This is a genomic window from Phaeobacter sp. LSS9 (genome assembly GCF_003443595.1).
Lineage (GTDB): Bacteria > Pseudomonadota > Alphaproteobacteria > Rhodobacterales > Rhodobacteraceae > Phaeobacter > Phaeobacter piscinae.
Map to the genome: position 1 here is coordinate 903,152 of NZ_CP031956.1, position 14,098 is coordinate 917,249.

The following is a 14,098-nucleotide window of genomic DNA, read 5'->3' on the forward strand; positions in this document are numbered from 1 at the left end:
AGTCAGGGCCGAAACCCCAATTTCCGCTAGCGCTTGATGCTTTGCTTCGTCTGGTGCAGCGCGGGGTGAAAACCACCATATTTTGTGCTGCATCATCCGACGTACACAATTTGACGTATTCGGGCATAGCTGGTCAACGCCATTTTTAGGGTTTCGTAACCAACTTTTTGATTGACGATGACTTAACTGTCTGGGGTCGATCACGAAGCTGCGATTCAAAGTTGATCACACCCCTTCTGCCGGTCCGCGCGCAGCCAGAGCCATGAGGCGAGAAATCCCCTTGAAGAGAGGGGGTTGCCGCGCATCCTGCATCAGGGTTTCCGCAACGAACATCGGTCTGCATTCGCCGCGCACAACCTGACCGAGGGTTGAGGAAGTGAAATACCCGCAGAAAAAGCAGAGCGTGTGCAACAGTGTTTTTTTTCCATGCACACACGAAGCGCAAAACCAATTCGACGCCAAAGCGCAACAGATGGTTAATCACTCCTTAACGAAGCCGCCTTTAAGGCGATTTTGGTGACAATTTGGAAACCACTTCGAATCTCCACACGGCACAGACCTCGGGGGATCAAACCGCCCTCCTAGCATCGAACCCGCGCAGGATCGGCGCTGCGAACCTCCGACGCCATTGCGATCACCTTCCGGAGTGTTCGGTGCCAAACATCTGGGGGATTCAGAACGCGAAACGCCGACCGCCTGAACCAGGCAAGTCGGCGTCTACGTTGCATCCCGAAGGATGACATGGTCGGGGCGGCGAGATTCGAACTCACGACCCCCTGTACCCAAAACAGGTGCGCTACCAGACTGCGCCACGCCCCGGACCGTGCGCCTTCCTAGCGTTGCCAATCTGATTTGAAAAGCCCTAACAGGGCCAAATTGCGCCTGTCTTTGAAAAAACTTCATGGCGCAGCTCGGTGCCGACAGAAATCCCGTAGCGTGCGGCCAAACCACCGTTGATTTCCAGCACCGCAAAGACGTTGTCGCCACCGGGAATCGGCGTCAAATCACCCGGTATCGCCCGGTGGTGGATATGCCGGACCGTTCCGGTCAGATCGACAAACAGCATATCCAGCGGGATCAGCGTGTTCTTCATCCAGAAAGTGGCCCGCTGCGGCGCCTCGTAGACAAACAGCATACCAGCGCTACGCGCCATATGCGGCCGATGCATCAGCCCCTCGGCACGTTCCTCAATAGAATCAGCGATTTCCACGGTAAACTGTGTCTGCCCCCAGGGACCACGCAGGGCGACCTGATCGGGCTGGCAGGCGTCCGGCCCGCTTTGGGCCGCCGCGTGCTCTGCTGCCGCAACGGCGGCAACAGACAGGATACAAACTGCGCTGGCTCTGGCTCCTGCTGTCAATCGGCGCATGACCGGGCGTGACATTCGGATCCAGAGGGGCTGCATCTTCTCAGTCCTGCTTTTCCAGCAGGGCGGCTTCCCAGGCGAGCACCTCAACCGCCATGCGGCCCCGCTTGCCGTCGATGACCCGCATTCCCAGGGCCTCCCCCGGTTGCAGCTCCGACAGGCCGGACTGGCGCAAAACCTCGACATGCAGGAACACATCTTCATCGCGCCCGAACACATTGGCAAAGCCAAAGCCCTTGCCCTTGTCAAACCACTTCACCCGCGCAGGGACCAATGGCTCAGAATAAAGAACATCCGAATCCATTTCGGCAAAATCACTCAGCACAGGGCTGTCGTCGCGCGTCGGAGGCGTGATCGACAGGACTTCCACCGCCTGAACACCGCGTTCTGTGCGATGCGTCACCAACTCGACCTCGGCCCCATCCGCGATGGAACTCTGGCCGAAGTTACGCAGCACGTTCACATGCAGCAGGATATCCGGTCCGCCCTCGTCAGAGACGACAAATCCGAACCCTTTGGTCGGATCGAACCATTTCACCAGCCCGCGTATTTGCTGCAAACTGCTCAAGTCTTCTGCCACTGCCGTAGTCCACCGTATTCTTCAGTATTTAACCCGTAGGTGATGCTCTATTCTCGGAACGAAGTTCAAGCTAAAAACACCCACCAATATCACAAATCTGCTATTTTCCGCAGATAACCTAAGGGCACAGCCGATCCACGGTCCAAAGCGCTTCGGGGGTTTCGCGCCGCCAGACAAACCGATCATGAAGACGGAATGCCCCATCGGCCCAGAATTCGATCTCCAGCGGCGTCAGCCGGTAGCCGCCCCAGAATGGCGGGCGATCCGGGTTTGATCCTTTGGTTGCAGTCACTTTCGCCACCTCTGCCATCAGGGCGCCACGGCTGGATAGTGGCCGCGACTGCGCCGAGGCCCAGGCCCCCAAGCGGCTCTTGAGAGATCGAGATTTGTAGTATTCATCTGCCTGCGGGCCGTTCTCGCGGGTGATGATCCCACGGGCGCGCACCTGACGGCGCAGCGATTTCCAATGCATGACAAACGCAGCCTTGCCCGCCCCGTCCAATTCCTGCGCCTTGGCGCTCTCGTAGTTGGTATAAAAGACAAAGGCCGCGTCCTCGATCTCCTTCAGCAGGACCATCCGGCAATTCGGCAGACCATCTGCATCAACCGTGGACAACGCGATCGCATTGGGATCGTTGATCTCGCTCTCCTCGGCCTCACTCAGCCAGCTGCGGGCGATGGCAAAGGGATCCTCTCCCGCAAAGATACCGCTGCGATCGGACATGGCGCACCTCATAGTCTGTTTTGTTTGGGTTGGCTGGCGCGGGAATGCGCGTGGCTGTTGGGAACCTAGGTCGACATCGGCCCCACGACAAGAGACAGCGCCCTTGAAGCGCCCCGCATGACAGACTAAACGTCGTCTAATTCGAAGATCACAGGCGGAGAACCTGCATGTCTAGTCAACTGATGGCCGGCAAACGTGGCCTCATCATGGGCCTTGCCAATGACAAATCCATCGCGTGGGGCATTGCCAAAGCCTGCGCCGACGCCGGCGCTGAGCTTGCGTTTTCCTACCAGGGCGAGGCCCTGAAAAAACGCGTCGACCCGCTGGCGGCGCAATTGGGCAGCGATATCGTCCTGCCCTGCGATGTGGCCGATGAAGGCTCCGTCGATGCGCTGTTCGCCGCGCTGGAAGAGAAATGGGGGAAGCTGGATTTTCTGGTGCACGCCATCGGCTTTTCCGACAAGAACGAACTGCGCGGTCGCTATGTCGACACCAGCCGAAGCAACTTCCAGATGACCATGGACATCTCGGTCTACTCCTTCACTTCGGTGATGCAGCGTGCCGAGAAGATGATGTCCGAAGGTGGCAGCGCCGTGACGCTGACATACTACGGTGCGGAACAGGTCATGCCACATTATAATGTCATGGGCGTGGCCAAGGCGGCGCTGGAAGCATCGGTCAAGTATCTGGCCGAAGATCTGGGCAAAGACGGCATCCGCGTCAACGCGATCTCGGCTGGCCCGATCAAGACGCTGGCAGCCTCCGGTATCGGTGATTTCCGCTACATCATGAAGTGGAACGAATTCAATTCGCCACTGCGCCGCAACGTGACCATCAATGACGTGGGCAATTCCGCGCTCTATCTGCTGTCGGATCTGTCCTCTGGTGTGACCGGGGAGAACCTGCATGTTGACGCTGGCTATCACGTCGTCGGGATGAAGGCGGTCGACGCCCCCGACATCGACGCGGCCACCGGACGCAAGTAAGGCCGCGCGCAAGCAAGCGCAGGTCCAGCTGCCACACCAGTTGCGGCAGTATCACAAAGCAAGACACAGCAGGCGCGCGGCCCACGCGCGCCTCTTCCAATGACAGAGACCGCATTATGACACTGGCTGCCTTTACCGCTTCCGTCCTGCTCTGCCTGATGGCGGCCATCAGCCCCGGCCCCGCCGTCCTTATGGCCGCGCGCGTTGGCCTTGCCCATGGCTGGCGCAGCGGGTTGGCGCTGGCGATTGGTATCGGCACCGGCGCGGTGCTCTGGGCCTCGGCCGCGCTGTTCGGGCTGAACCTGCTGTTTGACTACGCCCCGTTCCTGCTGACCCTGCTGAAGGTGGGCGGCGCCCTGTTCCTGATCTACATGGCCTGGAACATGTGGCGTCACGCCAATGAGCCGATGTCGCAGGTCAGCGATACGCAACTGCCGCAGACGGCCTTTGCCGCGTTTCGCCTGGGGGTCTTCACCCAGTTCGCAAACCCCAAAGCGGCAGCTTTTTTCGGTGCTGTCTTTGTCGGCACCGTGCCCGATGGCAGCAGCCCTTTCACCCTCGCGGCGCTGCTTATCTGCATCTTTCTGGGTGAAGTCACCTGGAACACCTTTGTGGCCCGTATCTTCTCCTTTGAGAAAACGCGCCGTGGGTATATCAATCTGAAACATGTGATCGACCGGGTCTTTGGCGGCCTGCTCGCCGCCCTCGGGGTCAAGATCGCCGTCCTCTGAGGGCTGATGTGCGATCCGGACGCCAGATCCTAACAGGAGCATCAAAAACATGACCGATCGTCTGCCTCATGAAAAAGGCTTTCATATTTCCTGGGACCAGCTGCACCGCGACAGCCGCGCACTGGCCTGGCGTCTGGATGGGCAAGGGCCCGACAATGGCGCCTGGCGCGCCGTTGTGGCCATCACCCGTGGCGGCATGGCCCCGGCCATGATCGTCAGCCGCGAGCTGGACATCCGCATCGTCGACACCATCGGCGTGAAATCCTACCACCATCAGGATCAGGGACAGGCCGAAGTGCTGAAAGCCCCTGATGCAGAGCTGATGGGCGACGGGGAAGGCGTGCTGATCATCGACGATCTGGTCGACAGCGGCAAAACCCTGGAGCTGGTGCGCCAGATGTACCCGAAGGCACATTTTGCCACCGTCTACGCCAAGCCCAAGGGCCGACCGATGGTCGATACCTTCATCACCGAAGTCAGCCAGGACACCTGGATTTTCTTCCCCTGGGATATGGCGCTGCAATATGTCGAACCCTATCGCGGCACCGACTGATCTCTGTTGATCCAAGCAACAAATGACCACCTAACAAGACGCGCCTTCGGGGGCGTCTTTTTCTTTTGCGCGCAGATGTGGGCTATCCATTTGACCACCCCCAACCAAAGCCCCTTGCAAAACCTCTGAACTTGCGGCGGAGTGGCCCAAACAGGCGCCACCGTTTCACCCACAGACGCCGACGCAGAACAGGACACCCATGCCACAGGCTTCATTTCCAAATGCCCGTACCCGCGACACCTTTGTCTCGCCGATTGTCGAATCCCGGCGCTGGCTTCAGGGGCTGACGCTGCCCGCAGATCTGCCGCTGCTGAACCTCAGTCAGGCGGCACCAGCTGATCCACCGCCGGACGGGCTGCGCCGCGCCATTGCTGAGGCGGCCCTGAACGACGACAGCAGCCATCTTTATGGTGCGGTGCTTGGCCGGGATGAACTGCGCGCAGCCCTCGCCGACAAAATGAACCGTCACTACGCAGCTGATCTGTCTGCGGCAGATGTGGCGATCACCTCCGGCTGCAATCAGGCCTTTGCCGCGACGATTGCGGCGCTCTGTGGTGAGGGCGATCAGGTCATCCTGCCGACACCTTGGTATTTCAACCACAAAATGTGGCTCGACATGCAGGGGGTGGAGACCTGCCCGCTGCCTGTGGGAGAGGCCATGCTGCCCTGCCCCGATGCCGCCGCAAAACTGATCACCGACAGAACCCGCGCCATTGTTCTGGTAACCCCCAACAATCCCTGCGGTGTGGAATATCCCGACGGTCTGGTGCAGCGGTTCTACGATCTGGCCCGCGCCCATAGTCTGGCGCTGATCGTGGATGAAACCTACCGCGACTTTGACAGCCGCAGCGGCCCGCCCCACACGCTGTTTCAGGATCCGAACTGGTCGGACACGCTGATCCATCTTTATTCCTTTTCCAAGGCCTACCGGCTGACCGGCCATCGCCTCGGCGCGATTGCGGCCCATCCGGACCATCTGCTGGAGATGGAGAAATTTCTCGATACCGTCACCATATGTCCGGCCCAGCTGGGACAGGTCGGCGCGCTCTGGGGGCTGGAGAACCTTGACGACTGGCTCGCGGGTGAACGGCAGGAACTGCTCAACCGGCGTTCTGCAATTGAGGCGGGGTTTGCGCCACTTGCGGCGCAGGGCTGGCAACTTCTCGGGTGTGGTGCCTATTTCGCCTATGTCGCCCATCCCTTTGCGGCCTCTTCGGACGCGTTGGCCAGACGTCTGGTGAAAGAGGCCGGTGTCCTGATGCTGCCCGGCAGCATGTTCACCCCGGACGGCGATCCCAGCGGCGCACGGCAGTTCCGCATTGCCTTCGCCAATGTCGACACACATGGCATCCGCACGCTTTTTGACCGACTGGCAAGCTGGACAGCCTGACCCATCCACCCCACTCGCCCGCTCTGAACATGGACGCTGATCAGTCGTCCCTTGCCCCTTTCAAGGTGGCAGCGTATTCAGAGCCTCGACATTTCAGCATTCCCGACTGCCCGGTGCAGTTCGGCGACCGGCAATACGAGGACATCATGGCTGCAGGCATGAAAAAACTATCAAATACATTTGTCTGGATCCTGATGGGGATGCTGATTATCGGTCTGGCCGGATTTGGCGCCGTGAATTTCACAGGCTCTGTTTCCTCCGTCGCCGTGGTTGGCGATCAGGAGGTCTCGGTCGATGATTACGCCCGCGAATTGCAGCGCGAACAGCGCGCGCTTGAGGCGCAGACCGGCCAGCGCATCCCTATCGCCCAGATGACCGCGCTTGGTATGGACCGCGTGGTGCTGGGGCGTTTGATCGCCATTGCCGCCCTGGATCAGGAAAGCAGCGATCTTGGCCTGTCGATTGGCGATCAGAACCTGTTTGATGAAATCAGCCGGATCCCGGCCTTTCAGGATGGCACCGGCGCCTTCAACCGAGACACCTATCAATATGCACTCGACAATATCGGCCTGACCGAGGCCGCGTTTGAGGCCGACCTGCGCCGAGAATCCGCCCGCACCCTGGTGCAGGGCGCCATCATGGCGGGTACTGAAATGCCCGACACGCTGCGCGACACACTGACCAGCTATGTCGGCGCGCGCCGCAGCTTTGAATGGCTGACAGTCAGCGAAGACAGCGTCGCCCTCACCGCGGTCGAGCCGAGCGAAGACCAGCTGCGCGCCTTCTATGACGCCAATATCGACCAGTTCACCCTGCCCCGTACCAAGGTGATCACCTATGCCGCGCTGCGCCCCGACGCGCTGGTGGATGAGATCGAGATCGACGACACAGCGCTTGAAAAGCTCTTCAACGACCGCAGCGCCGAATATCAGGTGCCCGAGCGCCGTCTGGTGGAGCGTCTGGTCTTTGCTGACCGGGACGCCGCCGACAGCGCCAAGGCGCAGCTTGACATCAACGGCAACACATTTGACGCGCTGGTCGCGGATCGCGGCCTCAGCCTGCAGGACGTGGATCTGGGCGATGTGACCATGGGTGACCTTGGCAGCGCAGGTCAGGACGTCTTTGCCGCACAGGTCGGCGATGTCGTCGGGCCGCTCGACAGCGATCTGGGCCCGGCCCTGTTCCGCGTCAATGGCCGTCTCGAGGCCCGCGTGACCATCCTTGAGGATGTCAAGGATGAGCTGCGCGCCGAACTGGCCACCGACCGCGCCCGTCGCCTGATTGAAACCCGCGCGGAGGAGATCAACGACATGCTCGCCGGCGGTGCCACGCTGGAGGAGCTGATTGACGAACCCGGCATGGAACTTGGCAAGGTGGACTGGCACAGCGGCAGCACCGATGGCATCGCCGCCTATGACGGGTTCCGCCAGGCCGCATCCGCCGTCACCGCCGAAGACTTCCCCGAAGTGGCCTTCCTTGAGGATGGCAGCCTGTTTGCAATCCGCTTGGATGAGGAACTGGACCCGCGCCCCGAACCCTTCGCGGATGCGCAGGACAAACTGCGCGCGGCCTGGCAGACCAAACGGTTGCAGGACGCCCTGAAGGCCGAGGCCGAGCGTCTGGCTGATATGCTGCGAAACGGCGAAGACCTCCCCGAGGGTATCGAGTTGACATCAGAAACCGGCCTGACCCGCGCCGCCTATATCGACGCGGCACCACAGCCGCTGATGGCCCGCGTCTTTGATCTGGCAGAGGGCGAGGTTGCCGTGGTCAGCGATGACACAGCCACTGTTGTGGTGCGCCTCACTGAGACCCTGCCGGTGGCCGATACGCCAGAAATGGCAGCGCTGGCCGAGGCGATGGGCACCCAGCTTGATCAGGCGCTGGCACAGGCCCTGTTCGAAGCCTTCGTCCAAGATGCCCAGACCCGCGCGGCCCCGCGCATCGACCCGCAGGCGCTCAATGCCGTGCAGGCCAACTTCCAGTAATCAAGGCAGACCGAAATGGCCCTGACCCCCGATTTCGACACATTTGCCAAGGCCTATGAGGCCGGTGAAAACCAGGTCGTCTACACCCGGCTTGCCGCCGATCTCGACACGCCGGTGTCGCTGATGCTGAAGCTGACAGGCGCCCAGAAGGACGCCTTTATGCTGGAGTCCGTCACCGGTGGCGAGGTGCGCGGGCGCTACTCCATTATTGGCATGAAACCGGATCTGGTCTGGCGCTGCCACGGGGAACGCGCGGCCCTCAATCGGTCTGCCCGCTTTGACGCTGATGCCTTTGAACCGCTGGACGGCAACCCGCTGGACTGCCTGCGTGACCTCATCGCCGAAAGCAAAATAGACCTGCCGGATGATCTGCCGCAGGCCGCAGCCGGCCTGTTTGGCTACCTCGGCTATGACATGATCCGGCTGGTCGAACATCTGCCGGACGTGAACCCCGATCCTCTTGGTCTGCCTGACGCGCTGATGCTGCGCCCCTCTGTTATCGCGGTGCTCGACGGGGTTAAGGGTGAGGTGACCGTGGTCTCCCCCGCCTGGGCCAGCGACGGCCAGTTGGCCAAGGCGGCTTACGCCCAGGCCGCAGAGCGGGTGATGGACGCGGTCCGAGATCTGGAACGCGCCATGCCCGCCGAAAGCCGCGATCTCGGCGATGCCGATGAGGTAGCGCCGCCTGTGAGCAATTTCACCAAGGACGGCTATATGGCCGCGGTGGAGACTGCCAAGGACTACATCCGCGCGGGCGACATCTTTCAGGTGGTGCCAGCACAGCGCTGGACGCAGGAATTCCGCCAGCCCCCCTTCGCGCTTTATCGCTCCCTGCGGCGCACCAACCCCTCGCCCTTCATGTTCTACTTCAACTTTGGCGGCTTTCAGGTGGTGGGGGCTTCCCCCGAAATCCTCGTCCGTGTCTTCGGGCAGGAGGTCACCATTCGGCCTATTGCAGGCACCCGCCCACGTGGCGCCACGCCCGAGGAAGACAAGGCGCTGGAACTGGATCTGCTCGCCGACAAAAAAGAGCTGGCAGAGCACCTGATGCTGCTGGATCTGGGCCGCAACGACACTGGCCGGGTTGCCAAGATCGGCACCGTGCGCCCAACCGAGAAGTTCATCATCGAACGCTACAGCCACGTCATGCACATTGTCTCCAACGTCGTGGGTGAGCTGGCAGAGGATAAGGACGCGCTGGACGCCTTCTTTGCCGGCATGCCCGCAGGCACGGTCTCCGGCGCGCCCAAAGTGCGGGCGATGGAAATCATTGATGAGCTGGAACCGGAAAAACGCGGCATCTACGGCGGCGGCGTCGGTTATTTCTCGGCCGGCGGCGACATGGACATGTGCATCGCGCTGCGCACAGCCATCGTCAAGGACCAGAACCTCTATATCCAGGCCGGTGGCGGCGTTGTCTATGACAGCGACCCGGAGGCCGAATATATGGAGACGGTCCACAAATCCAACGCCATCCGCCGCGCCGCTGCGGATGCGGCCCGCTTCACCGGCAACGGCAACAGCTAGGTCAAAGGCTGGGCGAGCAGCCTGTCATGAGCGCCTGCCTGTCACCTTTCCCAAAATACTCTCGCCGAAGGCCCCAAAGGCGTCGCTCCAACCGGAGCGGCGCCTTTGTCATAAAACCACCTGCCGCGTCGTTTATTCCGCCTGCAGCTTTGCGCGCAGAGAGGCCGAGACCGGCGCCAACGACACCCGGTTTGCCCGGTCCTGAAGGCCCCAGATCAGCAAGGCGGAAATCGTATCCGGCTGAACTCGGCCCAGCATGATCACGGCCCCTTCCTGCCCGGCGCGAAACGCAGCCTGATCCAGAAAGCGCCGGATCGCGCGGGGGTCCTGCCCGGCGCCGTCGAAATCACGGAACACCACACCTGCCGGAACACCTTCGCGCAGGGCGAGCTTCTGCACGGTGTTGAGCCCGGCATCCTGCGTCACCATCCCGTACCCCATCGCGCCAAGCGCCGTGGCCATCTGATCGGCCAGCGGGCGATTGCCCTGAAACCCGGTGGTCACGCCTTCCAACACGGCGACGGCCTCTGGCAGCGTCTCCAGCCAGACCTGCAAGGCCGTCTCTGCATCCTGCGGCGCGGCATCGCGGGGCAGATCGGCGATCAGCATCACCTCAAACCCGGCAGCGCGGTGGCGTGCCATCTTCGCGGCCGCCTCCGGGTCCCTTGGATCCAGCGCAAAGCTCAGCGGATAGGGGAAATCCTGCAAGGCCTCAGCACCTATCGCATCGGCATCATCGATGAGAACAATCGACATCAGGGCGCGGTCCGCCTCCGGCGTGAAGGCTTCGGCGTTGCGTTCAAACGGCACCCCATCCGCCTGCGCATTGGTCTGACTGCCGACCGCCGGCGCATTGGCCTGATCCCGCTCCGTCAGCGGGCGGACCGGGGTGCCGATCCGTGGGCGGCTGCCGGTTTCATCCACTGTGTTGCTCGGTTCTGTCGTGGGGGTGGTTGTTGGCAGATCGGAAATCCGCCGCGCCCCGGCATCCTCGTCCTGGCCTTCGGCACCCGTCCTAGGTTCAGCGCTTGCCGCAGGCTGCGTGCCCACCTCCGTTGGCCCGGCCTGCCCCAGTCCCGGCACCACTGGAATCGCCGTCGGGCCAGGGACCGCGCCCAAGGCTGGTCCTTGGTCGCCCCCAGCCTCTGCCGCGCTGAGGGCTGGACCTCCGGTTGTCACATCCGGCACCGGCAAGCTTGCGGTTGCGGAAGCGTCATTGTCGCCGTCGTCCCCCTCCGCCGATGGTGTGGACGGGTCCTGCCCCAACGGATCGGGAGAGGGTTGATCCGGCGCTGTCGTCAGCCGGGCGGGCGCTTCGTTTGCAGTCTGCGGCACCGGTGGCTGCGCCGGTTCGGACACCACCACAAGACGCTGCTCCTGACTGGGGGCATTGGGTGCGGGCAATGCGTCAACCGGGGTGACGGGCGCATCCCGTGCCACATCGATTGCCGGCGCGCCGACGCCACCGGGCGCAGCGCGATCCCCGCTGCCCAATTCGGTGCCCACGTCGGGACGGCTGGCGGGGTCGGTATCGGCATCCGCAAGTGCTGCCAGATCATCACCCACCACCTGCGGGTCCAGCGCTGCTGGCGGGGTTTCCACCAGATCCGGATCGCTCCCGGCGCTGTCTACTGGGGTTTCTGCCGCCGGGGCCTGCACTTCACTGCGGGCCGGTTCGGCGACACTGACCTCAACCGATTTGGGCAAGGGCACCGACAGCGACCACACCACGGCGCCGCCTGCGGCCACCAAGGCCCCGAAACTCACGCCTCCAAGAAACCCTCGCATCTCTGTCCTGCCTCTCGTTGCCTTCTGGAACCGGTCGCATTCTGTTGGCCAGGCCACACCAAGGCGGTCGGGCACGCTTGGCCCGCCTGCTGTTGGTGATGTGCTCTTGACGCTGCCGCGCAACCCTGAACATGTATGTTGCGACCACTATACTGCGGCGCGGCCCCGGCCCGCCAGCCCTTAAACGAGCCCGCGACTATGCTGCTGCTGATCGACAACTACGACTCCTTTACCTACAACCTCGTGCATTACCTGGGGGAGCTGGGCGCTGACGTGCAGGTCCGCCGCAATGACGCGCTGAATGTGCAGGAGGCCATGGCGATGAACCCGGCCGGCATTCTGTTGTCACCCGGTCCTTGCGATCCGGATCAGGCCGGTATCTGCCTTGCCCTGACCGAGGCCGCAGCTGAGACCAAAACCCCGCTGCTTGGTGTCTGCCTTGGCCATCAGACCATCGGGCAGGCCTTTGGCGGCAACGTTGTGCGCTGCAAAGATATCGTCCACGGCAAGATGGGCACCATGCATCATACCGACACGGGCCTTTTTGCCGGGCTGCCTTCGCCGTTTGAGGCGACGCGCTATCACTCGCTGATTGTTGATCGCGACAGCCTGCCCGACAGCCTTCAGATCACCGCTGAGCTGGACGACGGCACCATTATGGGCCTGCAGCACAAGACGCTGCCGATCCACGGCGTGCAGTTCCACCCGGAATCCATCGCCTCCGAACACGGCCACGCGCTGCTGAAGAACTTCCTCAACGTGATGAAGGTGCCCGCATGAGCAACGCAATGAAGCCGCTGATTGATGCCGCTGCGGAGCGCGCCCTGAGCCGAGATGAGGCCGAGGCCGCCTTCACCCATCTGTTTGAGGGCAACGCCACGCCGAGCCAGATGGGCGGATTGTTGATGGCATTGCGCACCCGCGGCGAAACCGTCGACGAATATGCAGCAGCAGCGGCTGTCATGCGCGCCAAATGCAATCCCGTTATGGCGCCTGAAGGTGCGATGGACATCGTCGGCACCGGTGGCGACGGCAAGGGCACGCTGAACATCTCCACCGCAACCGCCTTTGTCGTGGCCGGGGCCGGAACCGTTGTTGCAAAACACGGCAACCGCAACCTGTCGTCGAAATCCGGCGCAGCGGATGCGCTTGGTCAGATGGGGATCAATGTCATGGTCGGCCCGAAGGTGGCTGAACAGGCGCTGCGCGAGGCCGGGATCTGTTTCATGATGGCGCCGATGCACCACCCCGCCATCGCCCATGTGATGCCCACCCGGCAGGAACTTGGCACGCGCACGATCTTCAACATCCTTGGCCCGCTTACCAATCCGGCCGGCGTCAAACGACAGCTGACCGGCGCGTTCAACCGCGATCTGATCCGCCCGATGGCGAAAACGCTTGGCCAGTTGGGGTCGGAACAGGCCTGGCTTGTCCACGGCTCCGACGGCACAGATGAGCTGACGATCACCGGCGTCAGCTGGGTCGCAGCCCTAGCCCCCGATGGCAGTGTCACCGACATGGAACTCCACCCGGAGGACGCAGGCCTGCCCATGCACCCGTTTGAGGCAATCGTCGGTGGCACCCCGGAAGAAAACGCCAAAGCGTTTGATGCTCTTTTGGCTGGTGAGCCCTCTGCGTATCGCGACGCCGTCTTGCTGAACTCTGCCGCAGCCCTTGTGGTTGCGGGCGCAGCAAACGATCTGAAATCCGGCGCCGAGATGGCCCGCACCAGCATCGACAGCGGTGCGGCCCGCGACAAGATCGACGCCGTCGCCCGCATTACCACCGCTGCCGCTGACAAATGAACGCAGGCCTGTCGGATCTGGGCGGTTGGTCCAAGCTGCCGTTTTTTGCTGACCGCTACCCGGCCATTGCTGCGGCGGTGGCTGAGGATCCGCGCGATATCCTCCCGCCAGCGGGTCAGCGCCTTGCGGCTCTCACGCTGACCCCGCCGGAAGAAACCCGCGTGGTCATTCTGGGTCAGGACCCCTATCCGACGCCCGGTCATGCCCATGGGTTGGCGTTTTCGGTCGAACCCGATGTGCGCCCGCTGCCAAGATCTTTGAACAATATATTCAAAGAGTTGCACGACGATCTTGGCATTGAGCGCGAGACAGGCGACCTGCGCGGCTGGGCACGTCAGGGCGTTTTGCTGCTCAACACCGTCTTGTCCGTCCCCGCTGGCGAGGCCAACGGCCACAAAACCCTTGGCTGGCAGCAGCTCGCCCATGAGGTCCTCAGCCTGTCCAGCCAGCGTCCCACGGCTTATATTCTCTGGGGGAAACAGGCCCAAGGGCTTGAAAAATATATCCAACCGGGTGATCACCTTATCCTGAGGACCGCGCACCCCTCACCACTGTCTGCGCGGCGTGGCTTTTTCGGCTCGCGCCCCTTTTCGACGGTGAACCGCTGGCTTGCTGAGCAGGGCCAGCCGACAATTGACTGGAACGCGTGACGGGAGGCGT

The 14,098-nt window shown here is 62.2% G+C and carries 13 protein-coding genes and 1 tRNA gene; 9 read left to right on the plus strand and 5 right to left on the minus strand.

All coding sequences use genetic code 11. From position 1 onward, the window contains the following. Positions 1-742 precede the first annotated feature (742 nt). The 4 genes from D1820_RS04355 to pdxH all read right to left on the minus strand — a co-directional run bounded on the left by D1820_RS04355 (position 743) and on the right by pdxH (position 2,670). Positions 743-819, minus strand: a tRNA-Pro gene (locus D1820_RS04355). A gap of 43 nt (positions 820-862) precedes the next feature. Then, the gene (locus D1820_RS04360) at positions 863-1,405 is read right to left on the minus strand and encodes a DUF192 domain-containing protein (RefSeq protein WP_118067999.1); all 543 of its coding nucleotides are present in this window, start codon (positions 1,403-1,405) and stop codon (positions 863-865) included. Between the two features lie 4 nt (positions 1,406-1,409). After that, on the minus strand, positions 1,410-1,946 hold the full coding sequence (locus D1820_RS04365; RefSeq protein ID WP_024097101.1) for a cold-shock protein: 537 nt from the start codon (positions 1,944-1,946) through the stop codon (positions 1,410-1,412). Positions 1,947-2,064: 118 nt separating this feature from the next. Then, complete coding sequence (gene pdxH, locus D1820_RS04370) at positions 2,065-2,670, minus strand: pyridoxamine 5'-phosphate oxidase (RefSeq protein ID WP_014880086.1); 606 nt, start codon at positions 2,668-2,670, stop codon at positions 2,065-2,067. A 167-nt stretch (positions 2,671-2,837) separates the two neighbouring features. On the opposite strand from pdxH, the gene fabI reads away from it, so the two are divergent. The 6 genes from fabI (at position 2,838) to trpE (ending at position 9,845) form a co-directional block, all read left to right on the plus strand. Continuing rightward, positions 2,838-3,656 carry an enoyl-ACP reductase FabI gene (gene fabI, locus D1820_RS04375; protein ID WP_024097099.1) on the plus strand — a complete coding sequence of 273 codons (819 nt, stop codon included), beginning with the start codon at positions 2,838-2,840 and terminating at the stop codon, positions 3,654-3,656. 116 nt (positions 3,657-3,772) lie between these two features. Further along, positions 3,773-4,387 carry a LysE family translocator gene (locus D1820_RS04380; RefSeq protein ID WP_118068000.1) on the plus strand — a complete coding sequence of 205 codons (615 nt, stop codon included), beginning with the start codon at positions 3,773-3,775 and terminating at the stop codon, positions 4,385-4,387. Between the two features lie 49 nt (positions 4,388-4,436). Then, positions 4,437-4,940 carry a xanthine phosphoribosyltransferase gene (gpt, locus tag D1820_RS04385; protein ID WP_014874783.1) on the plus strand — a complete coding sequence of 168 codons (504 nt, stop codon included), beginning with the start codon at positions 4,437-4,439 and terminating at the stop codon, positions 4,938-4,940. A gap of 199 nt (positions 4,941-5,139) precedes the next feature. Beyond that, positions 5,140-6,330, plus strand: a complete 1,191-nt coding sequence (locus D1820_RS04390; protein ID WP_118068001.1) for an aminotransferase — start codon at positions 5,140-5,142, stop codon at positions 6,328-6,330. A gap of 146 nt (positions 6,331-6,476) precedes the next feature. Then, positions 6,477-8,318 (plus strand): peptidylprolyl isomerase, encoded by a 1,842-nt coding sequence (locus D1820_RS04395; RefSeq protein ID WP_118070022.1) that lies wholly within the window; start codon positions 6,477-6,479, stop codon positions 8,316-8,318. Between the two features lie 15 nt (positions 8,319-8,333). Further along, the gene (trpE, locus tag D1820_RS04400) at positions 8,334-9,845 is read left to right on the plus strand and encodes an anthranilate synthase component I (protein ID WP_118068002.1); all 1,512 of its coding nucleotides are present in this window, start codon (positions 8,334-8,336) and stop codon (positions 9,843-9,845) included. 132 nt (positions 9,846-9,977) lie between these two features. On the opposite strand, the gene D1820_RS04405 is transcribed toward trpE, so the two are convergent. Next, complete coding sequence (locus tag D1820_RS04405) at positions 9,978-11,633, minus strand: divergent polysaccharide deacteylase family protein (protein WP_118068003.1); 1,656 nt, start codon at positions 11,631-11,633, stop codon at positions 9,978-9,980. A 198-nt stretch (positions 11,634-11,831) separates the two neighbouring features. Here D1820_RS04405 and D1820_RS04410 point away from each other — a divergent pair, with 198 nt between their 5' ends. From D1820_RS04410 to D1820_RS04420, 3 genes are read left to right on the plus strand one after another with little or no spacing between them, the layout of a single operon-like run. Continuing rightward, the gene (locus D1820_RS04410) at positions 11,832-12,413 is read left to right on the plus strand and encodes an aminodeoxychorismate/anthranilate synthase component II (protein ID WP_118068004.1); all 582 of its coding nucleotides are present in this window, start codon (positions 11,832-11,834) and stop codon (positions 12,411-12,413) included. Then, positions 12,410-13,438, plus strand: a complete 1,029-nt coding sequence (gene trpD / locus D1820_RS04415) for an anthranilate phosphoribosyltransferase (RefSeq protein ID WP_118068005.1) — start codon at positions 12,410-12,412, stop codon at positions 13,436-13,438. Before D1820_RS04410 ends, trpD begins: the two co-directional genes overlap by 4 nt. Further along, positions 13,435-14,088, plus strand: a complete 654-nt coding sequence (locus D1820_RS04420; protein WP_118068006.1) for a uracil-DNA glycosylase — start codon at positions 13,435-13,437, stop codon at positions 14,086-14,088. Before trpD ends, D1820_RS04420 begins: the two co-directional genes overlap by 4 nt. Positions 14,089-14,098 lie beyond the last annotated feature (10 nt).